The following is a 26,849-nucleotide window of genomic DNA, read 5'->3' as shown; positions in this document are numbered from 1 at the left end:
GTTAAGAGGCCGTCGCCGCTTCAGCTTCCTCTATGGGCCGGACGGCGATGGTGATGTGACAGGTGCGCTTGCGAATGGGGTAGGCCCGCCCTTGGGCGCGGGGGCGAAACCGTTTCAGGACGGGCCCCTGATCAGCATAGGCCTGGCTGATCACCAGATCCCAGGGATCCAAGCCGTTGTTGTGCTCTGCGTTGGCCACCGCCGAGCGCAGCACCTTACGAACCGGCTCACAGGCAGCGTAGGGCATGAACTCCAAAAGAATCAGGGCATCGGCATAGGTGCGCCCACGGATCTGATCCAACACCCGCCGCACTTTAAAGGGGGACATACGGATATAGCGGGCTACCGCTTTAACCTCAGGGGATGAATCGGCCATGGCCCTCTCCTTGCCTACTCGATACTTTCCTGTTCGTTATTCCTCTCAACGGCGAGCGGCTTTTTTGTCGCTCCCCGCGTGACCGCGGAAGGTACGGGTGGGAACGAATTCCCCCAGCTTGTGACCCACCATCTGATCGGTGATGTAGATGGGCACGTGTTGCTTGCCGTTGTGAACGGCGATGGTGTGGCCGATCATGACCGGCAAGATGGTGCTGGCCCGCGACCAGGTCTTGATCATGTGCTTCTCGTTGCGCTCGTTCATCTTCTCCACCTTGAGAAGCAGCTTGGCATCCACAAAGGGGCCTTTTTTCAGCGAACGTCCCATAAGAACCTCAACCGTTTGATAAGCAATTCACTGTCGAAAAAGCTTCGGGGAGCGAATGGCCAGCGGCTACTGAGCAGCCCTTCCGCCCTTGTCCCGGCGGCCTCCGCGACGGCGACCGCGCACGATGAATTTGTTGCTGGGCTTGTTGCGTTTGCGGGTCTTGTACCCCAGGGTGGGCTTGCCCCAAGGGGTGACGGGGGTACTGCGGCCTATGGGGGCTCGCCCTTCCCCGCCACCATGGGGATGATCCACAGGGTTCATCACCGAGCCACGCACCTTAGGACGGCGCCCCAACCAACGACTGCGACCCGCCTTGCCCAGGCTGATGTTGTTGTGGTCAACGTTGCCCAGTTGGCCGATGGTGGCGTAGCACTCGCCGCGGATCATGCGGACTTCGCCGGAGGGCAGCTTGAGGGAGACATATTTGCCTTCTCTGGCCACCACTTGAGCGCCAGCCCCGGCGGCGCGAACGATCTGCCCGCCGCGACCGGGATACAGCTCCACGTTGTGAACCACCGTTCCCAAGGGGATCCGCTCCAGGGGCATGGCATTGCCGATCTCAAAGGGGGCCTCTGGCCCAGCCATGATGGTGGATCCCACCTGTAGGTTGCGGGGAGCGAGGATGTAGCGTTTCTCGCCGTCTTCGTATTCCACCAGGCAGATGTGGGCGCTACGGTTGGGATCGTACTCCACAGTTTTGACGGTCGCCGGGATCCCCCGCTTGTCGCGACGGAAGTCGATGATGCGGTAAAGCCGCTTGTGGCCACCACCGCGGTGCCGGCAGGTGATGACGCCACGGTTGTTGCGCCCTTTCTTGCGGTGAATAAATTGCAGCAGCGACTTTTCCGGTCTGGGCCGCTTGCCGTTCTCGTCACGGGACAGCTCCTCGAAGTCAGAGACCGTCATGTGACGGGTGCTGGGGGTGTAGGGTCGGAGAGTACGAATGCCCATGGCTCGGGTAGGGGTGGGGGATGGGATGACAACAGCTCAAAAAGGGGGGTTAGGTGTCCGGGAAGAGGGTGATGGAATCTCCCTCCGCCAAGGTCACGATGGCTCGCTTGGGACGGGTGCGGTAGCCCACAAAGCGGCCCACCCGCCGTTGCTTGCGCGGGAGCTTCAGGGTGTTGACGGAAGTAACTCGCACGCGGAACATTTCTTCGACGGCAGCTCGGATGAGCGGCTTGGTGGCGGTGGGCAGCACTTCAAAGACATATTTGCGCTGCTCCATCAAGGCGGTTGCCTTTTCGGTGATGACGGGGCGCAACAGGACGTCGGCCAGGATCCGCTTGCTCTCAGTCATCGCTTTCCTCCTCTGCTGGGGCTGCTTCGGCCTCTTCTACCGTTGACGGCTCTGCTCCTTGAGCCAGTTCTTCTGCTGGATCTTGGGGCTCTTCGGTTTGCTCTTCTGGCCCCTGCGGATCTGCTGGACGTCCTTGGAGGGCAGCTTGGTTTTCCTGGGCCTCAGGTTGGGCTGGGGTTTGCTCTGCTTCCTCGTGTTCGCTTTCTGGAACGGCCTGATCTTCCGGTCCATCTCCGGGCAGGGCCTGATCTTCGGCTATGTCGGCCTGAGGTGCATCCTCAGAGGGAGTCTCCAGAACTGCCGGCGCAGCGTCGGATCCCCAACGGGCCTTGAGCTGCTCTAGGGCAGAAACGGTGATCAGCACCCAATCGACGTTGAGCAGATCGAAAACGTTGATCTGATCCAGGCCGATCAGCTTAACGCGGGCGATGTTGCGCACGGCCCGCTCTACGGCTTCCGAGCGTTCGGCAACGATGAGCAGGGCCGATTGATCTTCCATCACCCCCCAGCGCAGCAAAGCCTGGGCCACGGCGCGGGTCTTGGGCGGGTTGAGCTGCTCCTGGAAATCCTCCACGACGATCAGGTCTTCCACCCGACTTTGCAGAGCGGTGCGCAGGGCCAGTTGCCGTTCTTTGCGGTTCATGGCCAGGTTGTATTCCCGCTTGCGGGGGCCGAAGATCACCCCCCCTTTGCGCCAAAGTGGGGAGCGGATGGAGCCGGCACGGGCCCGACCGGTGCCTTTCTGCTTCCAAGGCTTGCGACCGCCGCCGCGCACCTCAGCTCGGGTCTTGGTGTGGGCGTTGCCCTGACGAGCATTGGTCATCTGCCGGCGCAGTGCCAGATAGAGGATGTGGGCGGCTGTTTCGGGACGAGCAACTTTAAGGCTCAGCTCCGCGCTGCCCACCGTTTCCCCTTGCCAATTTTTCACCACACAACTTGCCATGGTTTCCTCGTCTTTGCGGATGCGGGTCAGCCTTTGCCAGGGATCCCTCCCCTAACGCTTGTTGCCCACCTGCTTGGCAGGGGTGATCTCCAGCAGCCCTCCTTCTACGCCGGGCACGCAGCCCTTGATCACCAACAGATCCCGCTCCGGATCCACCTGCACCAACTGCAATTTGCGGGTGGTGACTCGGCCACCTCCCAGCCGCCCCGCCATGCGCATCCCCGGAAACACGCGGCCTGGGGTTGTACCGGCGCCAATGGAGCCCGGTCGGCGGTGGTTTTTGGAGCCGTGGGACATGGGGCCACGACCGAAGTGGTGGCGCTTTTGATAGCCGGCAAACCCTCGCCCGATGGAGGTACCTGCCACATCCACCAATTGGCCAGGGGAGAACATCTCGACGGTAATTTTCTGCCCCAACTGGTAGGCTTCTGGCTGGTCAACCCGGAACTCCCGCAGGTGGCGCAGCAGCTCTGTCACCCCCGCTTTGGTGAGGTGGCCCCGCTGCGCCCGCGTGAGATGCTTTTCGGCAGTGGGCAAGTAGCCCAACTGAATGGCGTTGTAGCCATCTGTGGCTTGGGTTTTGATCTGGGTCACGGTGCAAGGCCCCGCCTGCACGACAGTGACCGGAATGGCCAGCCCTTCTGGAGAGAAGATCTGGGTCATGCCGACTTTTCTTCCGAGGATGCCAAGTGCCACAAGAACCTCCAATCGAGCCTGCACGACTCGTTTTCATCAACTGAGAGCCAGCTCACTCCGACAATCGGCTAGCCGTTCGCGAAGCGGGCCGTAGGCCAATGGCTCAGTTAGCCGGATGGATAGGCATACAGCAATAGCGTGGCAGCAGGAAGCTCAAGACAAAGCTGAGTCTGCCGGCTGAGGCGAAAGAGCAAGGTAGGGATACCCCGAGGCCAAGTTCAGCGCCGGCAACGCTGAGCCTTTTGCTTAGTTCACCCCCAAAGCTGCACGCCAAACTGCTTTTGTTGAGAGCTGCTCAGACTTACCTGCTAAAGAGGCAGTATCTGGTGTAGCAGCGCGCCGGGTCGCCAAAGCGGATGGACTCAGTTGGCAACGGAAAACAATCATAATGAAGCGAAGGCCCGTTTGTCCAGACTTTTGCTGAGAAAATGGGTTGGTTGGAGAGGCCGGAGAGGGTAAGGGCAGCTCAAGTGGAAGAAAAGAGCCATTGGCGGGGGAAGCCATCTCCCTTCCAAAGTGTGATGGGCTGGGCAGGCAGTGGGCTGACCCAGGCTTGTGTGGATCACTATCGAAGTTTGTTGCAGGCGGGAGCCGATCCGGGCCGGGTCTTATTTTTGGTGCGGAGTCAACGGCAAGCGGATGAGGTGCTGCGGCGCTTGCAGCAGTCCAGTTCGGGCTTGGTGGGGCCGTGGCGGATCGAAACGTTCTTGCAGCGGGTGGGACGCTCGTTGGCCGATCATTGGCCACAGGTGTGTGAGCGTGTCCCCCAGTTGCCACGCTCGTTGGAGCCGATCCCCTTGGCCAAAGATCTCACTCAATTTCTCTGCGAACGAGCCTGCGCTTTGTGCCCTCGGCATGGGGAAGCCTTTGCCGGGGTCGGGCTCAAGGAGTTCCAGATCTGGGATCAGATTAGCAGTGCTGCTTACATTGCGGGGGCTTCGGGTTTGTCGGCAGAAGTGGTGGGATCCCGGCTGGCCAGGGCTTGGCCGGAAGAGGCGGATCCACGGCGGGCAGAGGCTTTGCAGGCAATGGGCTGCTGTGTGGGTCGGCTGTGGGAGGCAGCGCTTCGGTTGGGATCCCTGGATTTTGGCCTGCAAATTCGGCTGTTTGGCGAGCACATCCTGCCGCTGGCGGAGTTTTGGCAAGAGTGGGATCACCTGATTGTGGATCAGGCGGAAGACAGTTGTGCCGTGGCGCTGGAGTTTTACCGGCAGGGGCAATCCCATCTGCAAAGTCAATTTTTCAGCTACACCCTTGGTGGTGGGGTTTCCTTGACCGGGATCCCAGAGGCAGTAGCTGACTTCTTGATGGCAAAAACGCAGGTTCGGTTTCTGGAGGGGAGCCATCGCGCTTCAGCAGGCATGATCCGCTTAGGGGTGCAGATTGCGCGGGTGTTGGATCCCCAGTTTTCTCATCCGCTGCCCGAGCCGCAGGGGGGAGGACTGCCGCTGGTGCAAACGCTGGAGGAAGAGACCCAGTTTGCGGCAGTGGAGGTGATGGTTGCTCAAATTCGCCGGCTTTTGGGGGCCGGGATCCCGGCCCATCGCATTGCTGTTTTGCTGCCCCGTATGGATGTGGGGGTGAGCCTGAGCTTGCAGGAGCAGTTGTCGGAAGTGCCGGTTTTGTCGATTGCCCCCTTCCCGGCGTTGATCCGCTATCCCTTGGTGCGGGCGGTGCTGACGGCAGCAGAATTGGCCCATCCCGAGTGGGGTGCTTTTCCCACTTTGCCGGCTTGGCGGCTGATGTTGAGCTGGGTGCTGGGGCTGGATCCCATCCGGGCAGCTCTGTTGGCCGAAGATACCTGGGATCCGGTGGGGCGTTCTCTGCGTCCCCGAACGGCAGTACGGCAGCCGGAGCGAGTAGGGTTTGCCAACCTGGAGCGCTACCAGCGACTGTTCGATTGGCTGCGCGGCTATCATCCCGGCCCTTCATTGGCCGCTTTCTTCCAGCAGTTTTTTGCCGATCACTTGGCCTCGGTGATTGCTTCCCCTCAGGATCAAGAGCTGCTGCGCGTATTGATGGAAGCGGCACGGCGGTTTCGCCAGGCCTTCCCCGCCGAAGGGGATCCCGCCTTTTTGGCCATGATCCGCTCGGGACAGACCCCCAGCAGCAGCCGCTTCGAGCCCGACTATTCCCGTTACTTGGTAGTTGCAACTCCGGGGGCCTACATCACTCGGGGTTTGGAGGCGGATTACCAATTTTGGTTTGATATCACCAACCCCAGCTGGTCCCGCTCCCTCTGGCATGTGCTCTACAACAGCCGTGTGCTGACGCCGGAATGGGACGGGGAGGTTTTCGATGCGGCGCGGGATTTACAGGCGCGTCAACAGATTTTGGCCCGCACGCTGCTGAACCTCTGTTGCCGCACTCAGAAGGGGCTGTGGCTGGTGCGCTCCAATTTTAATTATCGCGGCGAGGAGAACACCAGTATTCTGGACTACCTGATTTTGAAGGGGTTGAAGGCCATGGCAACCGCCGGCTAAGGGAGAGCCTATCCTGAAAGGGTGCTGGCAACTCAGGCCTCCAAGAAATCGGGGGATGCACTGCAGGAATGGTCAAAGGCAAGGGTTTTAGAAGAGCGGCGCAGCCGCCCCTCTGGCTGACACGCACCTTGGAGTGGCAGGGCAAAAGGGAAGAAGCACTGGTCCTTTTGGCCAATTGGCTGGCGGATCCCTTCGGCGATGGAGACATGCGCTACGTCTTGCGCCGCCGCCTGCTTTTGCTCTTAGACAGCGGTGCAACCCCCAGCGAGTTGCAAGCTTTTCTCGACCGCCACGGCGAGCATCCTCTGGCCGCCGCCGTCCGCTATGCTCTGGCGGTTCGCTTCGCCCGCGAACACCGCTACGACCTAGCCCTGCAGCTGACGGAAAATCTGGCTTTGGATGCTGTGTTGGATCGCTACCCCTTGCTGGATGGCGGCTACTGGCTGGACGACTGGGATCCCGTGCCCGCCAGCCGCACCCCTCTGCAACCGAAAATCCAGGCCCAACGAGAACGCTGGCGCCAATTGAGCCGTTGGCAAGCCCAATCCACTCCCCAACAACGCTATCAACTGGCCGCCCACTGGGCCGCTGCCGACGGTTGGCGCAATGGGTACCTGTGGCTGTTTAACCAAACCCGTGCCGGTGGCCTGAGTGGGGATGCTGATGGAAGCGCGCCGCCGCAACCAGCTTCCTCCAGTTCTCTATCGGACTATCAGCGGGCCAATCACCATGCTGTAGCAGCAGAGTTACTCGGCTCTGTGCTGGCGGATCCCACCGCCCCTGCCCATCTTCAGGAAGAAAGCCTGTACCGGCAGGTGCTGATCCTCTACCGCCAGTACACCACCTACCCTCCCGAGGAAACGGCAGCCATCTATCCGCTGCCGGGCTTCCCCCCAGGAGTGACAGAAGATACCAGCTTGTTCGACACGTCACTGCCGGACTACGTGGATCCTGGCAGCCTCAGCTACAGCTACTTTCTGGAAGCCAAAGCCCTGCAGGATGGCTATGCCCGCCAGGCGATCTACGCCGGCAATGAGCTGCTAAACCGCTTCCCCCAGAGACGCTATGCTGGGGATGTGCTCATGGCTCTGTACGGCCTGACGGGAGATGTCGCCTTCCTAGGACGGCTGCTGACGCAGTTTCCTGATAGCGAGCGCGCTCTGGAGGCAGCGCTTGAGCTGGGGCCCGTCAGCCACTGAGTCTTTAAGCGTACCGCAGCTTTGCAGCTTTATAGCCTCTTCACAGAGCCTTCATGAAAGGCAAATAGGGGTATTCTTGGACGAGAGCTGTCTTGCGAGATCCAGGGAGAAAGGCTTTATCTCCCCTTTGTCTCGGCGGATCTGGACTAGCTTGGGTTGAGTTTCCTTGGGCTGCCATGGGCTGATGGATCCTGCCACCTTTCTGGAGCACTATGGGTTTGAGCTGGAAGGTCAACCCAGCCAGGTTTGGGTGGAGCGCTGGAGCCAGTTGTTCCCGGATCTTTGGATCCCGGCAGCCTTGCTAGAAGCCCTCTACCAGGGGCGGTACAAGGCCGCCTCTGTGGAGCAGCTTCTCCGCCTTTGGCAGCGTCGCGGCTCTCCTCATCTTACCTTTCCCCCAGAAATCGGCCAGTTCCTTTGGCAGGAGCAGCAGGAGCGGATCCGCTCTTTGGCTGCGGCTGCCTTTGCCTGTTCTCCTCTGCCGCCGGTACCCCCCGCGGGATCCCTGTTTTCCAGAGAACCGGCCATATCTCTAAACTTGTTGTTGGAGCAGTTGCAGGAGCTTCCCCCCAAGCTGCGCCGCCTGCTCGCCCAGTCCCCTCCTCCCCAACTCGCCCGTGCTGGTGGGGCAGAGTCCTCAGGGATCCTAGAGCTCCAGCAGACGGTCGTTGACCCTCCAACTCCTGCCGAGCCCCCTCAGGGACAGTCTTGATGGGCTTGCCACTCTCTTTCCTCAGGGATCCTGGCCATGAACTTTCCCCTCGATTGCGACAGCGGTGCGGAGCACATTTTTGCCGCCTTGCCCTGTGGGGTGATCACCGTCAGCGACACGCGCACCCCTGAAACCGATCACAGCGGCCAGTTTATCTGCACAGCCCTCCAGGAGTCCGGCCACCGGGTGGAGAGATATTGCATTCTCCGAGATGAACCGCAGCTCATTCGAGAGCAGGTTCAGGATTGGGCCGGATCCCTGCCGGTGATCTTGTTGAATGGTGGCACAGGCATCGCCCCCCGCGACACCACTTACGACGCCATCGAGGCTCTCCTGGAAAAGACCTTGCCCGGCTTTGGGGAGATCTTCCGCCAGCTCAGCTATGCCCAGATTGGCAGTCGGGCCATCGCCTCTCGGGCCATCGCCGGGATCCACGGAAAGTGCTTGATCTTTTCCATGCCTGGCTCCCCGGCAGCCGTGCAACTGGCTATGCGCAGCCTGATCCTGCCGGAGCTACCCCACCTGGTTAAGCAACTGCACCAGGGCAAGCATTGAGGCAGCAGGCCGTCTTAGTGATCCCCTCTTAGGCCAAGAGGGCAGTCGCCTTGGCAAGAGCCTCCTCCCGCAGCAGAGCGGCTTTATCGGTGCGCTCCCAGGGCAGATCCAGGTGAGTTTGCCCGAAGTGACCATAGACCGCTACATTTTGGTAGAAGCGTCCCCCCCGTTGGCGGGGCAGCTCCCGCAGTTGGAACTGGGCCAAAATGGCTGCCGGCCTCAGATCGAAGTGGCGCTGCACCAGCCGCAACAGCTCTTCGTCGGGGATGCGCCCTGTGCCAAAGGTTTCCACCAAAATGTTGATGGGGCGGGCTACCCCAATGGCGTAGCTCACCTGCACTTCACATTTTTGCGCCAAGCCAGCTGCCACGATGTTCTTGGCCACGTAACGAGCCGCATAGGCAGCGCTGCGATCCACCTTGGTGGGATCCTTGCCGGAGAAGGCCCCGCCCCCATGGCGAGAATAGCCGCCGTAGGTATCGACGATGATCTTGCGTCCGGTCAGGCCCGCATCTCCCTGAGGGCCGCCGATGACAAACTTGCCGGTGGGATTGGTGAGGAAGCGGGTGTGGCTATCCGGCTTGATGGGCAGCTCGGCAAACACCGGCGTGACCACTGCCTCCCAGAGATCGGCGCGGATCCGCTCTTGCACCGCCGCCTCTTCCGTAATGGCGCCAATCGTGGGTGTGTGCTGGGTGGAGATGAGCAGGGTGTGAATGCCCACCGGGCGACCTTCCTCATAGGCCACAGTCACCTGCGTTTTGCCATCCGGGCGCAGATAGGGCAGGGTGCCGTTTTTGCGAACCGTGGCCAACTGGCGGCTGAGGCGGTGGGCCAAGCTAATGGGCAAGGGCATCAACTCGGGAGTTTCATCGCAGGCAAAGCCAAACATCAACCCCTGATCCCCGGCCCCGACCAAGTCGAATTGATCTTCCTGGGAGCCGCGACTTTCCAGGGCCATGTTCACCCCTTGGGCAATATCGGGAGATTGCTCATCGAAAGCCACCAACACCGCGCAGCTTTCGGCACAAAACCCATTCTTGGCATCGGTATAGCCAATTTCGGCCACCTTGTCCCGCACCAGACGGGTGAAGTTGACCTGCGCTTGCGAGGTGATCTCCCCGGTCAACAAAACCAGGCCCGTATTGACCACCACCTCAGCAGCCACCCGACTGAGGGGATCCGCCGTCAAGAGGGCATCCACGATGGCATCGGAGATCTGATCGCAGATTTTGTCGGGGTGCCCCTCCGTCACCGACTCCGAGGAAAACAAAAACGACTTGGACAACGAACCTTCTCCTTAAAAGCTAGAACTGAGAACCTGAACAAAAAACAAGGCTCACCCGCTCGTTCATTATCCGTCGGAGAAAGAGCCAACCAGGGATCCCCAGGTGCTCCGCACCAGCCCCAACTCAGCCAGAGGAAAGGCCCAGCAACCAGCAAGCGTTCTGCACCGCTGACGCACCAGCACTGCCGCGAAGGCCTTGCCCCGCTGCCGCGACCAGAGCTATGGGAGCTGCTAAAGGATAAAGTTGCCAGAAAAGTCCCCCGCCAAAGAGGGCTATCCTCTAGAGAAAACTTTATTGCCTTTATCTTTCGGTTACTGACTAACCGCAGGAATTGGCACCGTAGCGGAGGCTTCCGCCGGGTTGCCGCAGCTTCATTGGGCCTGGTCCCTCAGTCTGCTCTGGATAAAGAACGGAACTTGTCCCTATAGTACCCCCAACCTCCGCCCATTTGTCAAAAAAATAAGCTGTGGGCGGCTTCAGCCAAACAGACCCTGCCACCAGTCTGTCCCCTGAGCGGCTTTGAGAAAGAATGCGCCGGCCAAGCCCAGGGGGGAGAGAACGCCGAGAAAGCCAACTGTCCCCAATCCCCAAGCCAAGCGGTGCAGATGCTTTTTGTCGGCAGGATTTGGCGTCGTTTCGGCTGAGATGGCCAACAGGGATCCCAAGGCTGCCAATAGGGATCCCCCCAGACCTGCAAAGTAGCTGGGCGCTAGCCACGGTTGCAACTCGGCGGCAGATACGACTTGGATGCGGGGCAAGACTTGAAAACACCCTATTGCCAGCACTGCCCAGATGAAGCAGTACATTAGCAGGCTATCTCGGAAAGCAGCAGCCGGTTCTCTCATATCCCAGCCGAATGAAACCGGATTAGGATAAAGGCGGTTCACTGTGGGGAACTTGGGTTTGCCCCGACGGTCGCGCCAGTGGTGCAGTTCCCCTCAGCCTGTGTGGCGAATCTCGATTCCTTTTGATTATGGCCCAACCCGCCCTGTCTGGCTTGCCTGCACCGGCTTCCGGATCCCAGCCCCTGCCCCTCTCGACAACAGAACTTGAGGCTGCTTGCGATAGCTCACCGGGCGCAGAGGCCGACCCAAACTGGCGGCACCGCCAAAGAATGCAAAAACGCCAGCAGATCCAGCGGCAGCGTCTGTCGGGCATGCGAGATGACAAGGGCTTGATCATCGTGCACACGGGGCAGGGCAAGGGCAAGACCACGGCTGCCTTTGGCATGATCTTCCGCGCCCTCGGCCAGGGATTGTCGGTGGGGGTGGTGCAATTTATCAAGGGGGCCTGGGATCCAGGAGAAGCCAAGCTATTGCGGAAATTGGCCGAGCATCCAGAGCTGGGCCTGGGGAAAATAGCTTTTTACGCCATGGGAGAGGGCTTTACCTGGGAAACCCAAGACCGGGAGCGAGACATCGCCCATGCACAGGCGGCCTGGGAAAAGGGGCGGGAGCTGTTCACCAGCGGGGAGTTTCAGTTGGTGCTTCTGGATGAGATCAATGTCGCCCTCAAGTTGGGATATCTCTCGCCGGACAGGGTGTTGGCCGGGCTAGCGGAGAAACCGGAGCGGGTTCACCTGATCTTGACGGGGCGGGGCGCGCCGGCAGCGTTGATCGACCGAGCCGATCTGGTGACGGAGATGACTTTGGTCAAGCATCCCTTCCGTGACCAGGGGATCAAGGCGCAAATCGGCATCGAGTTCTAACCCTTGGGCAGGAAAGATGGCCATTCTGCTGGCGGCGGCAGCAAGCGGCAGCGGCAAAACCACCATCACTCTGGCTCTGTTGGCCGCTCTGAGGCGACGGGGCCTGCGCATCCAACCTTTCAAGGTGGGGCCGGATTACATTGATCCTCTGTTTCACACGGCGGTGAGCGGGATCCCCTGTCGCACTTTGGATCCCTTCTTGACCGACGAGGACTTTGTGCAGCGCTGCTTTCGCCACCATTGCCAGGGCAAGGATGGAGCCATTGTGGAGGGGGTAATGGGCCTCTTCGATGGACGAGCGCCGGGATCCCTGCCCCTCCCCGAGGGCGGAACGGAGCCTTTTTTTGCCAGCAGCGCCCATGTGGCCCGCCTGCTCGGGATCCCTGTGGTGCTGGTGATCGATGGCAGCGGCATGGGAACGACGGTGGCCGCTTTGCTCTACGGCTTGAGCCGCTGGGATCCCCGCCTCTCCATTGCTGGGGTGATTTTCAACCGGGTGGCCTCGGAGCGGCATGGACAAATCTTGCAGCAGGCAGCGGCTGCAGCGGGGATCCCAGTCTTGGGCCAGTTTCCCCGGCGGGAGGATTTGCGGTTGCCCAGCCGACACCTGGGGTTGGTGCCTGTCTCAGAACTGGATCACTTCCCCCACTGGCAAGCTGCCTGGGCCGAGCTGGCCGAGCAACACGTCAATTGGGATAGCCTATTGCCCCTCATTCGGAGGCTTCCTCCAGCGGTAGGAGAGCTGTGGCCAGGGATCCCCCCTCTCACCGAAAGGACTCCGCCCCGCCGCTGCGAACAGGTACGGGTGGCGGTGGCCCAAGACCACGCCTTTAACTTCTACTACGCCGACAACTTGGATCTGTTGCGGGCCTGTGGAGCCGAGCTGCTGGAGTATTCCCCCCTCCAGGTGGGGCTATGGCCACCGGAGCCCTGCGACGGCGTGCTGCTGGGGGGAGGGTTCCCGGAATTGTTTGCAGCACCTCTATCTGAGAGCATTAACCAACGCCCGCTCCCGCCCGCCCACCCACCCCTCTATGCCGAGTGTGGCGGACTGATGGTGCTGGGCCAATCCCTCACCGATTTTCAGGGAAAGACCTACCCGATGGCCGGGCTATTACCCATCCAGGTAGACATGGCCGACCGGCTGTGTTTGGGCTACCGCGAAGCTGCGGTTTTGCGCCCAACCCTGCTGGCCCCAGCCGGGGATCGCCTGCGCGGGCATGAATTTCACCGCTCCCGCAGCACCCCTATCTCCCCAAGCCCAATCTATGGCTGGGGATCCCCCGCCCAGCTTCAACAGGAAGGATGGGCCACCGAGCGTCTTCACGCTTCGTACCTGCATCTGCACTGGGGATCCCGTCCTGATTTGGCCCTGAGATTATTACAGAACTTCTTAAGAATCTCGAAAGGGGATCCCTAAAAAACCGTGCCATCGCTGAGCAGTTGGATGGGGGGAGAAGCATCTGGCCTGAGCTGGGCCGCTATTTGCCGCCCTGCCGTCCAGGTTCCCCCTTGCAGTATTTTCACCAGGGGCAACTCCTGGGCAGAGCAGCCAAGCCTTTCCCGGATTAAGGAGGCAACTTGATCCAGCAAAATCACCGTCAGGGCTCGCCACTCCACAATCACCGTCGAATCTGGAGGATACGGTTGCTGCCCAATCTCCGGCTGCTTGAGCTGGATCACCCCCAAATCCACAAACAGCCCCCCGTTGCGATACTCCGCCAAACCCGTCAGCTCATCCAAACCCCAGATCGGGATCCCCTCCTGCTGCAACGGCTCCAGCAGGGAATAGGTCATCCATTGGGACAACTTGTGAAAAGGCACCCAATGGCTCCCCGGCTCCGTTTGGGGCAGGTGGGGATAGGGCCAGACATCCCCCAGAGGGATCCCGGCCAGCGAGACTCGCCCAGGCCAAATGGGGCCAACCCCCCTCTGAACTGCCTGTAAGACCTGTGCTGCCTCGATCCCACCGCTGGGATCCTCAGGCTGGATGGCGTCCCACAACCGGCCTGGACGAGGAAGATTGTGACCAGATCCAAAGTAATGAGGTTGAGCCCGCAAAGTTTGTGCCAACCTTTGCAGCAGTTGCCAGCGCCCCTCCAGTCCCAGTAAAGGATTTTCCGGCCCCACCTGGAAAGCTGCTGCCAAATCCGCCAAGGTGATCCGCTCCAGGCCTGCCGCATCCACCTGCAGAGGCTGCTGGGGATCGCTGGAAAACCCACCTTGCCAGAACCAGTCGAAACTGGCCAAGGCCAAACCTTCGGAACGACCCACCACCGTCTGACTTTCTGGATCCCGGTACTTCCAGGCAGAGCCTGCCCCTGCGTCCAGCAACACGCTGACGATGGCCAGATCCCACTTGCATCGCAGCCGCTCCAGCGGATCCATGTCTTTAAGTCGATTTTCCAGACGGGTTAGGCGCTCCCCGGATCCCACCTGAAAATGTTGCCAGCGGCTGTGGAAGGGAATTTCCCCGTTGGGATAATGGGCCCGCATTGTGGTGATCACATAGTCGGCTACGGATCCCAGCCGGTTCAGGTCGAGGCGAAAATGCTCTGATTCACCGGCCAAAACCCTTTCCAATAGCAACTGACAGCGATCCCGAATGGCTTGGGGACTCTGAAAATAAGCCACTCGTTTCTCCAGATCAACAGGTGTCAGCATCGAGCTGTTCCTTCTCAATTGTCCATGCCGAGAATTTTCTCAGCATAATCGGGCGGGAACCCACCTTGATCTGCATTCGTCTGCAAGCCTTGGCCCACTTGACACTCCCGCCGGTCTCTTGTCAAAAGACCGCGTCTTACTTCGCGATCGGTGAGACCCTTGCAAGAGAAAGCTTTGAGGCAACTGTCCTGATGACGCGAGCAGCCGCTGAGCCATTTTGAGAAAAGACTGGGCGAGCACTGAGTGAGGATCCCGATAGATAAGAGCATTGACTCGAGGTAAATTTTGATGTCCCTGTTAAGAGAAGTGTTGAATACTACATTTCCCTGAAGTAGACTTTGCCCACTCTGTGGCCTTAATCACTTCCTTGAGGGGTTGTCGATTGTTATGATAGATGTAATCCTAGTCCTAAGCATAAATTACTAGTTAGGTCATTTGCAGCTAGGCTGAGCCCCAAAAGTGCCAATCCATTAGGGAGGAGTGTGATGTTCACACGGTTGGCGGAACAATACCGCAGCTATGTTCAAGATCTGGTGATGAGTTTGCAGGCCCTGGCCATCGTTTTGGAGAAGCGGGGCTACCCAGCCTCTTGCTACACCTGTGGTACGTCTTTCGAGAGTGCCTCGTTTATGGTCAGTTTACGAGAGGGGCACCTAATCCGCTTTTTGGTTTCCGAATGCTCCATTAGCTGGACAGAAATGCGGGATGACCGGGAGCTTATGAAATTGGAAGGGGCAGAGGCGATTCGCCAACTGCAGGAGCTGGCAGAGCTTATCAAAGATGAGCTGTTGGTCGCCGCCACGCCGGCTGAAGCTCTGGTGGCCAGCACCTGATCCTGGCAGGCCCTAGGTCTGCTCAAACCCAAGCCGTAGCCGATTGGACAACTAAGCCTAACCTTCTAGGCCGCTGCTTTGGAGATTTTTCCCCTGTTGAGGAGTAAGTGTGGAATAGGGATCCCCCTCGACAGAGTGGCAGTTGGCTGGCTGCCCATGCCGCTTGTATGGGGATCCCAGATGACCCGCTCTCCCAGCTTGTATCTGGAGTGGTTTGTGGCGGCAAAGCCTCTCTGAGTAAAGTCTGAGTAAGGTGTCACCGCTGCCAGGGATCCCGTGTCGACGGGCTCAGTCTCTCATGGCTCTTACGCAATACCCCCAAGGGGATTCGAACCCCTGTCGCATCCGTGAAAGGGATGTGTCCTAGGCCTCTAGACGATGGGGGCGCTCTCCGACAAGGCGATCCTAATCCTAAAGAAGGATAAGTAAGCTTGTCAACCTTTTAATCTGCATCCCCAGACCCACGCCCTGCCAAGTTCAGAATCAAGATCCCCAGCAAAGCCAGGCTCAGCAGGCTGGCAATCACAATCGGTTCATCTGGGATCACGTCCATCTTGGCTTCACCTCACCACATCACAAAGAGCCACACCTCAGACCCGTTCCACATCCCAGAAGAAGAGGGATCCCGCTATAACCACCCCGTCTCCTTGCTGTTCTAGCCGGCTCACACCCCATCGAGCCCCGTACGGAGGCGGGCCGGTGAGTCGTCCTGAGCAAAGCATCCGTCCGGTGGCTTAGACTACACTAGTAAGGACTGACCCATCGTTTGGACTGGCATGATTCCCACCGTTATTGAGCAATCTGCGCGAGGCGAGCGCGCCTTTGACATTTACTCGCGTCTCTTGCGGGATCGGATCATTTTCTTGGGCACCCAGGTGGACGACGACATTGCTAACCTGATTGTGGCCCAGATGCTCTACTTGGAGTCCGAAGACCCTGAAAAAGACATCTACCTCTACATCAACTCCCCCGGCGGCTCTGTCTATGCTGGCATGGCCATTTACGACACCATGCAGCACATTCAGCCGGATGTCTCCACCATCTGCATTGGTTTGGCTGCCAGCATGGGAGCCTTTCTGCTGGCAGGGGGCACCAAAGGCAAGCGCATTGCCCTTCCCCACGCCCGCATCATGATCCACCAACCCCTTGGTGGAGCTCAGGGGCCAGCTACCGATATTGAAATTCAGGCCAAAGAGATCCTCTTCATCAAAAACAGCCTCAATAGCTTGCTGGCCTACCACACCGGCCAACCTCTAGAGCGCATCGAACGAGATACCGACCGCGACAACTTCATGACCCCAGAACAAGCCAAAGAGTACGGCCTTATCGACCAGGTGATCAGCAAGAGACCCCAGCCAACCCTGGCAGCCGTTTCTTGACCCTCCAGATCCTGTGGGTGGACTTGCTCCGCTCCCTCAAAGAAGGGAGCTTTTGGTTTTGGCCAGGGATCCCACCCAAAGGATATTAAGAAAGCCAAAGAAATCTGTATTCTCAGCGGGAAGCAGGGGGCCTCACTTTAATTAAACTAATCAAACTCATAAAGAAAGTAATGATCAGCCCACTATTGCGGATGATAGCTTAGGATTAAACCAATATAGAGTTGTGTTTGCCGAGATTCTAGCTTAGGCGCTGTATAAATTCCTTTCCGCTGGGTTTGCAAATCCAGGGAGTCGAAGCTAGTAATTGAAGGCACTCGAAAAGAAGGGTTTGGGGCTTCCATCCCCTGGGATGAAGAGTGTCTTAAGGCCCAACTTTGGCCTCGCGGTTGTGGGGCGAGTTCGTTCACGAAAACTCGGTGGTCTTGAGTTTTGGCCCTGGGTTTTTTCCTCTTGGTTGCATCCGTGAATGGCATTTTCTGGTTCTGTGATTCGTTCAGAGGGAGATCAACGTGGCCTATTCAGCAACCCAATCCAAAAGCGGCTATCAAGCCGGGGTGAAGGATTACCGACTCACCTATTACACTCCCGACTACACACCCAAGGATACCGATGTCTTGGCCTGTTTCCGGGTTACTCCTCAGCCGGGTGTTCCTCCCGAAGAGGCCGGGGCGGCTGTGGCGGCTGAGTCTTCGACAGGCACCTGGACAACGGTATGGACCGATTTGCTGACCGACTTGGATCGGTACAAGGGCCGCTGCTATGACATCGAGCCGGTTCCCGGCGAAGACAACCAGTACTTCTGCTTCGTCGCCTATCCGCTGGATCTGTTCGAGGAAGGCTCGGTGACCAACATGCTCACCTCGATTGTGGGCAACGTTTTTGGCTTTAAGGCCCTAAAGGCGCTGCGGCTGGAAGATGTGCGGATCCCGGTGGCCTACCTGAAAACCTTCCAAGGCCCTCCCCACGGCATTCAGGTGGAGCGGGACAAATTGAATAAGTATGGCCGTCCGCTGCTGGGCTGCACCATCAAACCCAAGTTGGGCCTTTCTGCCAAAAACTACGGGCGGGCCGTGTATGAAGCTCTGCGGGGCGGCTTGGACTTCACCAAAGATGACGAAAACATCAACTCCCAGCCCTTCCAGCGCTGGCGAGATCGCTATCTGTTCGTGATGGAGGCTGTCCACAAGGCCCAAGCGGAAACCGGCGAGATCAAGGGCCACTATTTGAACGTGACGGCGCCCACCTGCGAAGAGATGTTCAAGCGGGCCGAGTTTGCCAAGGAGTTGGGCGCCCCTATCATCATGCACGACTACTTGACAGCTGGCTTCACTGCCAACACCAGCTTGGCCAAGTGGTGCCGGGATAACGGCATTCTGCTGCACATCCACCGGGCCATGCACGCGGTGATCGACCGGCAGAAAAACCATGGCATCCACTTCCGGGTGTTGGCCAAGTGTTTGCGCATGTCCGGTGGCGACCACCTGCACTCCGGTACGGTGGTGGGCAAGTTGGAAGGCGACCGCGCCATCACGATGGGCTTTGTGGATCTCATGCGGGAAAACTACGTAGAGGCCGATCGCTCCCGCGGCATTTTCTTCACCCAAGATTGGGCTTCCATGCCAGGGGTGATGCCGGTGGCTTCCGGCGGGATCCACGTTTGGCACATGCCGGCACTGGTGGAAATCTTCGGCGACGACTCGGTGCTGCAGTTTGGCGGCGGAACCCTGGGACACCCCTGGGGCAACGCGCCGGGCGCAACCGCCAACCGGGTGGCCTTGGAAGCGTGTATCCAAGCTCGTAACGAAGGTCGAGATCTGGCCCGCGAAGGCAACGACATTATCCGGGAAGCAGCCAAGTGGTCGCCAGAGCTGGCGGCTGCCTGCGAGCTGTGGAAGGAAATCAAGTTCGAGTTCAAGGCCGTCGACACCCTCTAGAGATCTGCTGGGGGCAGGGGATCCCCACGGCTCTCTTGCCCTACTGGCTCCCTCCCTGGATCGGCAATGGATCTGAAACAGATCGCCAAAGACACCGCCAAGACCTTGATCAGCTACCTGACTTATCAGGCGATGCGCACGGTGCTGGCCCAACTGAGCGAAACAGATCCCCCCAGGGCCCTTTGGCTACAGCAGTTCTCCGCTCGGCAAAACCTTCAGGATGGAGAAGCCTACCTGCGGGCTTTGCTGGCTGAGCATCCTGAGTTGGCCTATCGCATCATGACCGTTCGCGAGCACATTGCTGCGGAGGTGGTGGATTACCTGCCGGAGATGGCCAAATCCGGCATCCAGCAAGCCAACATGGAGCACCGCCGCAATCATCTGGAACGGATCACCTCGGCGACGGGATCCCTGCCCGTTACCCACCCGGAAGCGGGATCCCCCCCGCAAAACCCTAGACCCGAAACGGAGTGATACCCATCATGCAAACCTTACCGAAAGAGCGCCGCTACGAAACTCTCTCCTACCTGCCGCCGCTGACGGATCTGCAGATCATCAAGCAGGTGCAGTACATCTTGGATCAGGGCTATATCCCTGCCATAGAGTTCAACGAATCTTCTGAGCCGACGGTTCGCTACTGGACACTGTGGAAGCTGCCCCTGTTCAGCGCCACTTCTCCCCAGGAGGTGCTCAGTGAGGTGCAGGCTTGCCGCAGCGCCTACCCCAACTGCTTTATTCGCGTGGTGGGGTTCGACAACATCAAGCAGTGCCAGGTGCTCAGCTTCCTGGTCTACAAGCCCAGCGGCCTGCGCTAAGGGAGCTCTGGTCAGCGAAAGGGGAGGGCTTCTCCCCTTTTGGTCAAGCCTCCTGGCTTGACTTCTTTGTATGGCCGCTCTCGGTGGCACGGCAATAGAGACCGTGGTTCGGTAATGGTCATGTACAACGTTGCCGTCAACGGGCAACCGGGGTTGGGAACCAGCCTCGTTGGTCTCGGATGTTGCAGCACTCCTTCAGAGACCTGCGGGTCTATGAAGCAACTGGGACAGAGGAAGGGACAAAAACCTCACTGTTAAGGGGATGGGGCACTAGAAACCCCATCTGCCTATACGGTGGGGTAGTTCATGGTGACCCTATTTCTAGGATCCGATGCCCATAAGGGATCCCAGCCCTACCGCCAGAAGAGCGGCCAGGGTTGTTTGAATACTGTTTATAACTTCGTTGGTCATCCAGGCCAAACGGGGTTGTAACACCACTCCCATCCAGCTTTCCGCCAGGGTGGCCAGGATCCCAGCCAGCCAGCAGATGCCCAACCAAAATGGGCTTTCCCCCACCCACTCCCCGCCAATCCCCCAGGCCAACCCGGCCATCCCTGCCGCTGCCGCTACTCCCGCCAGGGATCCCTCTAGGCTCACGGCTCCTTCTGTGCCCGCCGGCACGGACTGGAAGGTGGTGATCAAAAAGGTCTTGCGGCCATAGGCTTTCCCCACCTCGCTGCTGACGGTATCGGCCAATTTCGCTGCAAAGCTGGCGCTGTATCCCAACCACCACAGGGGACGCGGGAAGAAAGCGTATCCTAGCGCACATACTGCCCCGGTTAAAGCGGATCCCCAGACGTTCTCCGGCCCTCGCGCCCCCTCTCGCTTTTCGGCGATCCCCTGCGCCTGCTTGCGCCGGATCCCCAGTTTGGTTACGGCTGTCCCTATTAAAAAATAGGCAGCTACCACCGCGTAGCCCCGCCCCCCCAGCCCCCCCCACACCAGCAGGCCCAGCAGGCCCGCGTGGATGACCCCTGCTCGCGTCAAAGCCTTCTGAGGGCTCAGCAGACCCAGCACCACCAGAGCCAGGTTGAGCCAGAGTGCCACCCCCCACTGACTCAGAAGCCACGCTTGCCACATATACCCTTAAACTTTAGCCACAGCAATTTGGCCAGATAATCCTCAGTACAAGCACCAATATAGCAATTCGTGTTAAATCGTAAAAAAATCTTTTATCGACTAAATGCCTCTCCCTGTAAACGTGCCGGTCAAATCTCCCACCACCCTCCTATTCCTCTTAGAAGGAATCAGCACCCGGCCTTCCCTTGTCTATCCTCTCCCTGAATTCCTGAGAATCTTATCCCCTATCACCTTCGTATGCTCTTCTTGCCAACTCTCTGGTAATGCCTCTGCTTGGGTAATATCCTGCTTTGCCCTGCTGTGATTCTAAACACTAACGGCTTCCCCAAACCATCCACACTCACATGGATCTGAGTGCTGTATCCACCTCGACTCCTCCCCAAAGCTTGCTCCCCTTTTTTTGCGGCTGCCCAGGGGTGAGCACGAACGACAGTTGAGTCAAGGATAAGATGCTCTAAGTCAGGGTCTTTCCCAAACTCCCAAGCAACTCCAGCGATGGAATCTCTGGTGTATCATTTTCCATATCTTTTTGGGAGGTAGCGCCACGGGGATCCAGAGCGAGCTATTACAGCAGGCCTTGGATAAACTGCTTGCATCCTGCCTCTTTGCCGATGTGGATCTGGATTCTGTTTTCAGGAAATCTATAATTTTTTGCTATTTTATTTGCTGTGATCTGCAGCAAGATAACTCATCAGACCTTACCCAAAAACTGTCCTTATCATAACTAAATGCAAAAAACCTAACGACTACACCTTTCGCCGTTCAACTGGGATCTGCAGCCAACGGCTTAGTTCCGAGGCCAACCACTCCAGCTCTGGCTCCTGCAAAGGGATCCCCGCTCCCAACTCGTATTTGCGGTTGCCCGCCCAGATGTTCAACTGTGGGCTTTGGCGTGGGATCAGCTCTAGCCGGTCAATATCCCATCGCCGACTGGGGGGAACGTTGCGAAACCTCAGGCCAAGCACCTCGTGAACCAGGCGAATGTATTCTGTGTCGATCCGTAGGTGGGCCTTGCCGAATAGGCCGTAGAGGATCCCGCCCACCATCCCCAACCCCACCGTCCAGAAGGGCAGCATGAATAGGCCAAACATCAGATTGGCCGGAAAAGGCGCAAACCCAACCGATATGATCGTGAAAAAGGTGGTGAAGGAGTTCCAAGCGATGGCGAAAGGCAGCAACACCAAAACACCGATTTGCCGGGCCGGGATCACCACCTGAAAGGTCTGTTCGGACTTGTGCAGTTGAATCCGGCTGCCTGCTGGCTGTCGAGTAGGGACTGCTGCTGCGTCTGAGGGAATCAAGGCGGGACGACGATCCAAATGCTCCAGCGCCTCCAGGGCCTGCCGGGCGGAAGCGGGACGATCTGCCGCCAAAGGTTCCGTCAACCACCGCAGCCAGTCGCGAAAGGGCGGGCTCAGTTGCACCGCTTGCTCGAACGCAATCCGGGATCCCTCCTGGGGCAAGTCCGCCGGATGTTGTCCGGTGAGCAGGTGGATTAGGGTGGCACCTAAGCTGTAGAGATCAGAAGCGGGCACGGTTCTGCCGCCAAATTGCTCCAGGGGCATGTAGCCGTAGCTCCCCACCACGGTGTAGGATCCCTGCTCCCGGGGGGCAGCCGCCTGAACCGAACCAAAGTCCACCAGATACACCTGCTGGTCGGATCCCAAGAGAATGTTGCTGGGCTTGAGATCCCGGTGAATGACGGGGGGATGGAGTTCGTGCAGGTAGACGAGAATGCGCAGCAACTTTTGCGCCAGATCCCGCACCTCCGGCTCGGCAAAGCGCCGCCCTTGCTCCATCCACTCTTGCAAAGAGGGGGCGTCGATGTAGGTTTGCACCAGGGCCAGGCCCCGTCCTCCCTCTAGGCTGATCTCGAAGTGGTCGCGGTATTCAGGAATGGCTGGATGGGAGAGGGTCTGCAGGATCTGGGCTTCCCGCTCGAACAGCTTCAGGTCGGCCCAATCAAAGTCTGGCCCAAAGAGCAGCAGCTTGATCACCACCTGTTCCGAGGTGAGCAAATCCTGAGCCAGGTAGGTGTGTCTGCCGCTGCGCTTGCTCAATCGCCGCTCTGGCCGATAGCGACTGTGCCAAATTGGACGCTCTGGAGTCATACCCTCTCCTCAGGTCCGACCCTGCTGGTTGCTTCAGCTTTAGCTTATCTTTGTCCCTTTTGGATCCCTGCCGCCGCGCCCCTCAAAAACCGACTAGAGTGAGTGAAGAGATGTGAAGTAAGCTCTCAGGTTATATGGCCTCGAACCTGAAGATTCAAAAAATCCTCTATGTGCGGCTGCCCTGCAACCCCATTTTTCCCATTGGGGTGGTTTACTTGGCCGATCATGTCCACAAGCTGTTCCCCCAAGTTGAGCAGCGCATCTTCGATATGGGCACCTTTCCGCCCTTGGATTTTCGCCGCCGCATGCTGGAGCAAATTGATCAGTTTCAGCCGGATTTGCTGGTTTTCTCTTGGCGAGATATTCAAGTCTATGCGCCGGTGAACGGGCGGGCCGGCAACCTGTTGCAACACTCTTTTGAGTTTTTCTACGCCCGCAACCCCCTGAAAAAATTGCGGGGATCCCTGAATAGCCTCAGGCTGGTGCTGGCCTACTATGGCGAGATTTGGCGCAACACCCGGCTGGTCTGGCAGGGGATCCGCAGAGCCAGGCGCTACAAACCTCACGCTGAAGCGGTGTTGGGGGGTGGGGCAGTCAGCGTCTTCTACGAACAATTGGGCCGCTACCTGCCCCAAGGCACCATCATCTCGGTGGGGGAAGGAGAAACGCTGCTGGAAAAAGTCATCCAAGGGCAAAGCCTTGCTGCAGAGCGCTGCTATCGGGCCAAGCTGGAGCAACCTCGCCCAGGTTTGATCCACGAGCCGCCTCAACCTCTGCAAAAAACCGCCTGTGATTACACCTACATCACCGCCATTTGGCCGGAAATTGACTACTACTTAGAAGGGGGCGACTTTTACATTGGGGTACAAACCAAGCGCGGCTGCCCCCACAACTGCTGCTACTGCATCTACACCGTCATCGAAGGCAAGCAGGTGCGCCTCAACCCTGTGGATGAGGTGATCCGAGAAATGATGCAGTTGTACGAGCGAGGAGTGCGAAACTTTTGGTTTACTGACGCCCAGTTTATCCCTGCCCGCCGCTACATTGAGGATGCGGAGGAATTGCTGCAGAAAATCCTTGATGCCGGCATGACCGATATTCGTTGGGCTGCCTATATTCGGGCCGACAACCTCACCCCAAAGCTGGCCGAGCTCATGGTGAAAACTGGCATGAGCTACTTCGAGATCGGCATCACCAGCGGATCCCAGGAACTGGTGCGCAAAATGCGCATGGGCTATAACCTGCGCACGGTACTGGAGAGCTGCCGCTACCTCAAACAGGCAGGATTTAACGACCTGGTTTCGGTCAATTACTCCTTTAATGTTATCGACGAGCGACCGGAAACCATTCGGCAAACAGTACGGTACCATCGCGAGCTGGAAGCCATCTTTGGTCGCGACAAAGTTGAGCCGGCCATCTTCTTCATCGGCCTGCAACCCCACACTCATCTAGAAGATTTTGCTCGCAAAATCGGTGTTATCGACGACCGCTTTAACCCCATGCACATGACTCCTTGGACGGCGCGCAAACTGCTCTGGAACCCAGAACCCCTGGGATCCTTTTTTGGGGAAGTGTGTCTGGAAGCCTGGGATCGCAACCCCCATGATTTTGGCCGCGAGGTGATGGATATCCTGGAGCGTCGTCTTGGCCTGGCAGAGTTGGAAGAAGCCCTGAGCGCGCCTCTAACAGGGGTTTACGTGTCTTAGATCTTGGCCAGGCAGCCTCGCTGAACCGGGCAGGATATGCTGGTCCGAAAGGAGGGATCCCTGTTGGGGTAAGGTGGCTGGCCTTCGAAGGCAGCCGGTTCTCCCTCTGTTCTGCAACCAACTGCTCCCATGCCTACTCTGCCTGCTTCCCCCACCTACTACCAACAGCTGGGGCTTTCTCCCCAAGCCAGCCTGGAGGAGATCAAAGCTGCCTACCGCCAGCGGGCACGCGAACTGCACCCGGATCGGTTGCCTGCCGATATCCCCGCAGGGTTGCGGCAGTTGGCCCAGCGGGAGTTCCTCCAGCTACAACACGCCTACCGAGTTCTCAGCGATAGCCAGCAGCGTCGGGCTTACGATCTCAGCCTCATGTCCAAACCCTTGCCTCCTCATGCGCCGGTGCAGGTGGTGCTTGAGCCGACTGCGACCTCTGTCAGTTGGCTCGCCCTCTTGAGTGCTGGACTGATAGGGGCTGCTCTGTGTTTGGCGGGCTTGGCCCTTTGGAATGCCCTCAACCCGGCCCAAGACTTGGACGCAGCCGGCAGAGTGGCCCTCCAGGCTCCTGCCAACCCGGATCCCTCTCCCTCGCCCAGGCCAGACTCCGGATGGGATGGGGATCTGCCCGCAACCTCTTCAGAGACGATGACCTCGGCCCCGGCTAGTCTTTCTGAAGCCACCTCTCCACCTTCTTCTGAGCAGATTGACCGCTTTGCCCGCACCCTCCTGGCGGTGCAACCTCTTCTGGAGAGCACCCAAAATCGCCTCCAACAGGCCAACAGCAGCGAGGAACGTCGGCAAATCGAACAACAGTTTGAGGCTGCTGCTGCCGAGATCATCGTCGCCCATCAACTGACCCCAGAGGACTATCAGCGCATCTCCGCCAGCGCCCAATTGGATCCGCAGGTGGCAGCCGCCATCACCGCAGCCGTGCGCCGTTGGAGGTCTCCGTCGCGCTAGCGGGACAGGGCCCTTGCGGCCAGCCGTGGAGAAAACACCTCGTAGATGACCGTCAAAGGCTGGCCCCTGTGCAACAAAAGATAATGCCTAGCCCAGAAGGGACCGGGACACTGCAGCAGCCGGGCAACCGGGTCTGCCTCGCCGTGGTAAAGGCCGCGCAGCTCGCGAAAGGTCTCCAGTTTTTCTTGGATCAGATTTTGGCCAATGGGCTGATCGGGATGGGGCAAGTATTGGGCCAAATGTTCAGAGTTCCACCAAGAGGTGGCATAGAGCAAGGGCTGTTGAGAGGTTGCCCCGCACAGCCAAACCCGCCGCCGCATCAAAGGGGATCCCAGCCGCCCCAAATCTCTGGCCAGCTGTTGCATGGACTTGGGGGCAGTGCCCTGCTCTGCCTGTAAATCAACCCGGCCCGTGTCCAGCAGATGAGCCTGAATCGGCTCTTGGATCAAGGCAGCAAGATTACGGGTGGTAAAGCCATCCCCCAAAAGCAGCAAGCGCAGCACGGGATCCACCTGCACCAGCTCAGGCTGTACCGGGTCTGGCTCCCCCTGCCAATGCAGCTGTAGAGGCCACCAATCGCCTTGGCCAGAGGAGACATTGCCCAAAGAGCCATCCGCAGAACGGAGAGCAGCGCTCCAAGGGGATCCGGCAGCGTCGGCATGGCAGGTGAGTGGAGAGGGGGAAAGTTCCAAGGCGGCGGTTCAGTTGTTAAGTTCTGTATCGCCCCTAGTCTAACCCACCCACCGTCTCTGCTCCGAGGACTTTCGTGACATACTCCGGCACTCATGCTGATGCACAGAGGGCGGGGCTTCCCGGCGGTCTAGCTAACTCGTGCCCGGCTGAACCAACAGCCGCACCACCCAGGGGACGACCACGACGACACTGATCAGGCGTGCCAAGTGCATGACCACCACTGTGCTGGTTTGGGCTCCCATGTCCAGGGCTATCAGGCTCATGTCGGAAATGCCTCCTGGAGCTGTGCCCAAGATGGCAGTCAAGCGCTCGATCCCCAGCCAACGGGAGATCAGGTACCCCGACAAGACCCCCGTGCCCACCGCAATCACTGTACAGAGCAGGGCTGGTCGCCACAGATCTTTCAGGGCCAGAAGCGTATCGGCAGTGAGCTTAGTACCCAAAAGAATGCCCAACACCACCTGCATGGCAAAACGGATCCCGGCTGGGGGAGCGGGAATTGGGATCGCCCCCCAGACATTCACCAAACCCACCGCCACCATGGAGCCCACCAGTGCTCCCGCCGGAAGCCTCAGCTTGACCCCGATCAGGGCGCCGGCCAGCCCGATCAACACCGTCCAGAGATAGCTCATCATTTGGGCTTAGCTTTGAGAAAAGAGGAACGCCGTGAGTCCGGGCTTGGCCCAACCCCTCTACGGCACTGGGCACAGACGCCGTAGAAGTCAAGCACATGGTACTCGATCGCAAATTGGTATCGGCTGGAAAGCTGTGCCTCCAAATCTTCCACCGGACAATCGGGCAAAGGCACCACCCGCCGACATTCGGTGCAGATCAGGTGATGGCGGTTGTGGCCATTGCTGGGCAGAACCTGGTAGTAGGTCTGCTGGTCTCCCAAGTTGACCGCCTGCAGCTTGCCCTCATTGCGCAGAGCATCCAAAACTCGGTAAACCGTGGCCAGACCGACGGTGTGGTTGGCATTGCGCAACTCCAAAAAGATCTCTTGCGCTGAAAGGGGCTGCGACTGCTGCTCTAGCACCTCCAGAATCAATTTCTGGTTGCGGGTCTGGCGGGAAGAAGACATGATCCCTT

At 58.9% G+C, this 26,849-nt stretch carries 27 protein-coding genes, 1 tRNA gene, 1 pseudogene and 1 riboswitch; of the genes and pseudogenes, 13 read left to right on the top strand and 16 right to left on the bottom strand.

Going from position 1 to position 26,849, the window contains the following annotated elements; genetic code table 11:
* Position 1 precedes the first annotated feature (1 nt).
* From rplV to rplC, 6 genes are all read right to left on the bottom strand, one after another.
* Positions 2-376, bottom strand: a complete 375-nt coding sequence (gene rplV, locus ACVWY9_RS04025; RefSeq protein WP_457387574.1) for a 50S ribosomal protein L22 — start codon at positions 374-376, stop codon at positions 2-4.
* Positions 377-421: 45 nt separating this feature from the next.
* Complete coding sequence (rpsS, locus tag ACVWY9_RS04020) at positions 422-703, bottom strand: 30S ribosomal protein S19 (RefSeq protein ID WP_414331934.1); 282 nt, start codon at positions 701-703, stop codon at positions 422-424.
* 66 nt (positions 704-769) lie between these two features.
* Positions 770-1,654: a 50S ribosomal protein L2 gene (gene rplB, locus ACVWY9_RS04015; protein WP_414344282.1), complete on the bottom strand. Its 885-nt coding sequence runs from the start codon at positions 1,652-1,654 to the stop codon at positions 770-772.
* Between the two features lie 49 nt (positions 1,655-1,703).
* Positions 1,704-2,003, bottom strand: coding sequence for a 50S ribosomal protein L23 (locus ACVWY9_RS04010; protein WP_414330452.1), 300 nt, complete (start codon positions 2,001-2,003; stop codon positions 1,704-1,706).
* Positions 1,996-2,946, bottom strand: coding sequence for a 50S ribosomal protein L4 (gene rplD / locus ACVWY9_RS04005; protein WP_457387573.1), 951 nt, complete (start codon positions 2,944-2,946; stop codon positions 1,996-1,998). The genes ACVWY9_RS04010 and rplD overlap by 8 nt, the downstream gene beginning before the upstream one ends.
* A 51-nt stretch (positions 2,947-2,997) precedes the next feature.
* A complete protein-coding gene (gene rplC / locus ACVWY9_RS04000) occupies positions 2,998-3,642 on the bottom strand; it encodes a 50S ribosomal protein L3 (protein ID WP_011434152.1) in 645 nt (214 codons plus the stop codon).
* Between the two features lie 428 nt (positions 3,643-4,070).
* On the opposite strand from rplC, the gene ACVWY9_RS03995 reads away from it, so the two are divergent.
* The 4 genes from ACVWY9_RS03995 (at position 4,071) to ACVWY9_RS03980 (ending at position 8,591) form a co-directional block, all read left to right on the top strand.
* Positions 4,071-6,125, top strand: a complete 2,055-nt coding sequence (locus ACVWY9_RS03995) for a hypothetical protein (protein WP_457387572.1) — start codon at positions 4,071-4,073, stop codon at positions 6,123-6,125.
* A gap of 68 nt (positions 6,126-6,193) precedes the next feature.
* Complete coding sequence (locus ACVWY9_RS03990) at positions 6,194-7,324, top strand: hypothetical protein (RefSeq protein ID WP_457387571.1); 1,131 nt, start codon at positions 6,194-6,196, stop codon at positions 7,322-7,324.
* Between the two features lie 184 nt (positions 7,325-7,508).
* Positions 7,509-8,036, top strand: coding sequence for a hypothetical protein (locus ACVWY9_RS03985; RefSeq protein ID WP_414380883.1), 528 nt, complete (start codon positions 7,509-7,511; stop codon positions 8,034-8,036).
* Positions 8,037-8,072: 36 nt separating this feature from the next.
* Positions 8,073-8,591 (top strand): MogA/MoaB family molybdenum cofactor biosynthesis protein, encoded by a 519-nt coding sequence (locus ACVWY9_RS03980; protein ID WP_414391002.1) that lies wholly within the window; start codon positions 8,073-8,075, stop codon positions 8,589-8,591.
* Positions 8,592-8,619: 28 nt separating this feature from the next.
* Here the strand turns inward: ACVWY9_RS03980 and metK are convergent, their stop codons facing one another.
* Positions 8,620-9,879 (bottom strand): methionine adenosyltransferase, encoded by a 1,260-nt coding sequence (gene metK, locus ACVWY9_RS03975; RefSeq protein WP_041436796.1) that lies wholly within the window; start codon positions 9,877-9,879, stop codon positions 8,620-8,622.
* 298 nt (positions 9,880-10,177) lie between these two features.
* Positions 10,178-10,289: riboswitch (SAM riboswitch) on the bottom strand.
* A 67-nt stretch (positions 10,290-10,356) separates the two neighbouring features.
* Entirely contained in the window at positions 10,357-10,725 is a 369-nt protein-coding gene (locus tag ACVWY9_RS03970) for a hypothetical protein (protein ID WP_011434147.1), read from the bottom strand.
* A 269-nt stretch (positions 10,726-10,994) separates the two neighbouring features.
* Here ACVWY9_RS03970 and cobO point away from each other — a divergent pair, with 269 nt between their 5' ends.
* The gene (cobO, locus tag ACVWY9_RS03965; RefSeq protein WP_049749600.1) at positions 10,995-11,588 is read left to right on the top strand and encodes a cob(I)yrinic acid a,c-diamide adenosyltransferase; all 594 of its coding nucleotides are present in this window, start codon (positions 10,995-10,997) and stop codon (positions 11,586-11,588) included.
* 16 nt (positions 11,589-11,604) lie between these two features.
* Positions 11,605-13,008 carry a cobyrinate a,c-diamide synthase gene (locus tag ACVWY9_RS03960; RefSeq protein WP_457387570.1) on the top strand — a complete coding sequence of 468 codons (1,404 nt, stop codon included), beginning with the start codon at positions 11,605-11,607 and terminating at the stop codon, positions 13,006-13,008.
* On the opposite strand, the gene ACVWY9_RS03955 is transcribed toward ACVWY9_RS03960, so the two are convergent.
* Entirely contained in the window at positions 13,005-14,252 is a 1,248-nt protein-coding gene (locus tag ACVWY9_RS03955; RefSeq protein WP_457387569.1) for a URC4/urg3 family protein, read from the bottom strand. The two genes, ACVWY9_RS03960 and ACVWY9_RS03955, sit on opposite strands and share 4 nt — an antisense overlap.
* 485 nt (positions 14,253-14,737) lie before the next feature.
* On the opposite strand from ACVWY9_RS03955, the gene ACVWY9_RS03950 reads away from it, so the two are divergent.
* Complete coding sequence (locus tag ACVWY9_RS03950) at positions 14,738-15,085, top strand: DUF1815 family protein (RefSeq protein WP_011434143.1); 348 nt, start codon at positions 14,738-14,740, stop codon at positions 15,083-15,085.
* A 313-nt stretch (positions 15,086-15,398) separates the two neighbouring features.
* Here the strand turns inward: ACVWY9_RS03950 and ACVWY9_RS03945 are convergent.
* Positions 15,399-15,471: transfer RNA gene (locus ACVWY9_RS03945), tRNA-Glu, on the bottom strand.
* A 390-nt stretch (positions 15,472-15,861) separates the two neighbouring features.
* Between ACVWY9_RS03945 and clpP the strand changes: the two genes are divergently transcribed.
* The 4 genes from clpP to ACVWY9_RS03925 all read left to right on the top strand — a co-directional run bounded on the left by clpP (position 15,862) and on the right by ACVWY9_RS03925 (position 19,213).
* Positions 15,862-16,464 carry an ATP-dependent Clp endopeptidase proteolytic subunit ClpP gene (gene clpP, locus ACVWY9_RS03940; RefSeq protein ID WP_011434140.1) on the top strand — a complete coding sequence of 201 codons (603 nt, stop codon included), beginning with the start codon at positions 15,862-15,864 and terminating at the stop codon, positions 16,462-16,464.
* A gap of 509 nt (positions 16,465-16,973) precedes the next feature.
* Entirely contained in the window at positions 16,974-18,398 is a 1,425-nt protein-coding gene (locus tag ACVWY9_RS03935; RefSeq protein ID WP_011434138.1) for a form I ribulose bisphosphate carboxylase large subunit, read from the top strand.
* A 66-nt stretch (positions 18,399-18,464) separates the two neighbouring features.
* Positions 18,465-18,872 (top strand): RuBisCO chaperone RbcX, encoded by a 408-nt coding sequence (gene rcbX, locus ACVWY9_RS03930; protein ID WP_457387568.1) that lies wholly within the window; start codon positions 18,465-18,467, stop codon positions 18,870-18,872.
* An 8-nt stretch (positions 18,873-18,880) separates the two neighbouring features.
* Positions 18,881-19,213, top strand: a complete 333-nt coding sequence (locus ACVWY9_RS03925; RefSeq protein WP_011434136.1) for a ribulose bisphosphate carboxylase small subunit — start codon at positions 18,881-18,883, stop codon at positions 19,211-19,213.
* Between the two features lie 321 nt (positions 19,214-19,534).
* On the opposite strand, the gene ACVWY9_RS03920 is transcribed toward ACVWY9_RS03925, so the two are convergent.
* The 3 genes and pseudogenes from ACVWY9_RS03920 to ACVWY9_RS03910 all read right to left on the bottom strand — a co-directional run bounded on the left by ACVWY9_RS03920 (position 19,535) and on the right by ACVWY9_RS03910 (position 22,404).
* On the bottom strand, positions 19,535-20,293 hold the full coding sequence (locus tag ACVWY9_RS03920) for a TIGR00297 family protein (RefSeq protein WP_457387567.1): 759 nt from the start codon (positions 20,291-20,293) through the stop codon (positions 19,535-19,537).
* 73 nt (positions 20,294-20,366) lie between these two features.
* Positions 20,367-20,941 (bottom strand): annotated as a pseudogene (locus tag ACVWY9_RS03915) (IS5 family transposase); the annotation flags it as partial.
* Positions 20,942-21,039: 98 nt separating this feature from the next.
* On the bottom strand, positions 21,040-22,404 hold the full coding sequence (locus ACVWY9_RS03910; RefSeq protein WP_457387566.1) for a serine/threonine protein kinase: 1,365 nt from the start codon (positions 22,402-22,404) through the stop codon (positions 21,040-21,042).
* A gap of 134 nt (positions 22,405-22,538) precedes the next feature.
* Here ACVWY9_RS03910 and ACVWY9_RS03905 point away from each other — a divergent pair, with 134 nt between their 5' ends.
* Positions 22,539-24,110 (top strand): photosystem II high light acclimation radical SAM protein, encoded by a 1,572-nt coding sequence (locus ACVWY9_RS03905; protein ID WP_414330735.1) that lies wholly within the window; start codon positions 22,539-22,541, stop codon positions 24,108-24,110.
* A gap of 129 nt (positions 24,111-24,239) precedes the next feature.
* A complete protein-coding gene (locus ACVWY9_RS03900; protein ID WP_011434132.1) occupies positions 24,240-25,067 on the top strand; it encodes a DnaJ domain-containing protein in 828 nt (275 codons plus the stop codon).
* On the opposite strand, the gene ACVWY9_RS03895 is transcribed toward ACVWY9_RS03900, so the two are convergent.
* The 3 genes from ACVWY9_RS03895 to ACVWY9_RS03885 form a co-directional block, all read right to left on the bottom strand.
* Positions 25,064-25,759: a chorismate pyruvate-lyase family protein gene (locus ACVWY9_RS03895; protein ID WP_414522719.1), complete on the bottom strand. Its 696-nt coding sequence runs from the start codon at positions 25,757-25,759 to the stop codon at positions 25,064-25,066. The two genes, ACVWY9_RS03900 and ACVWY9_RS03895, sit on opposite strands and share 4 nt — an antisense overlap.
* Before the next feature lie 132 nt (positions 25,760-25,891).
* Positions 25,892-26,395, bottom strand: coding sequence for an AbrB family transcriptional regulator (locus ACVWY9_RS03890; RefSeq protein ID WP_414330730.1), 504 nt, complete (start codon positions 26,393-26,395; stop codon positions 25,892-25,894).
* Positions 26,392-26,841, bottom strand: coding sequence for a Fur family transcriptional regulator (locus tag ACVWY9_RS03885; RefSeq protein ID WP_414422382.1), 450 nt, complete (start codon positions 26,839-26,841; stop codon positions 26,392-26,394). Before ACVWY9_RS03885 ends, ACVWY9_RS03890 begins: the two co-directional genes overlap by 4 nt.
* Positions 26,842-26,849 lie beyond the last annotated feature (8 nt).

The sequence above is a fragment of the Thermostichus sp. OS-CIW-31 genome, assembly GCF_054060305.1.
This window is presented reverse-complemented; position numbering and strand designations above follow the sequence as displayed.